General features: G+C 51.0%; 2 rRNA genes. Both read right to left on the bottom strand.

Annotated features, from left to right (window positions below):
* Positions 1-41 precede the first annotated feature (41 nt).
* A 5S ribosomal RNA gene (gene rrf, locus NAI64_RS09050) occupies positions 42-154 on the bottom strand.
* Between the two features lie 110 nt (positions 155-264).
* A 23S ribosomal RNA gene (locus NAI64_RS09045) occupies positions 265-496 on the bottom strand; the annotation flags it as partial.

Below are 496 nucleotides of genomic sequence, written 5' to 3'. Positions count from 1 at the left end.
AAAAGCCCCTGACGGGAGGTCAGGGGCTTTTTGAGATAATTGCCTGACGATAACCTACTTTCACACTGGTTACAGCACTATCATCGGCGCGATATCGTTTCACGGTCCTGTTCGGGATGGGAAGGGGTGGTTCCAACTCGCTATGGTCATCAGGCATAACTTGTCGGTTGGCCGTCATCAACGTCCAACCCAATCCGGAAATCAGCAAGAATTTTAAGGCAGTCACTGTCTTTCGGCAACGCCTCTTTCACCTGTCAAGGTTATAGAGACAAGCCTCACGAGCAATTAGTACTGGTTAGCTTAACGCATTGCTGCGCTTCCACACCCAGCCTATCAACGTCCTGGTCTCGAACGACTCTTCAGGGAGATCTAGTCTCCGGGAAGTCTTATCTTGAGGCAAGTTTCCCGCTTAGATGCTTTCAGCGGTTATCTTTCCCGAACTTAGCTACCCGGCTATGCCACTGGCGTGACAACCGGTACACCAGAGGTTCGTCCA

Source organism: Oxalobacter paeniformigenes, from assembly GCF_027158465.1.
GTDB classification, from domain to species: domain Bacteria; phylum Pseudomonadota; class Gammaproteobacteria; order Burkholderiales; family Burkholderiaceae_D; genus Oxalobacter; species Oxalobacter paeniformigenes.
The sequence above is the reverse complement of the archived record's forward strand: the minus strand, read 5'-3'. Positions and strand labels throughout refer to the sequence as shown.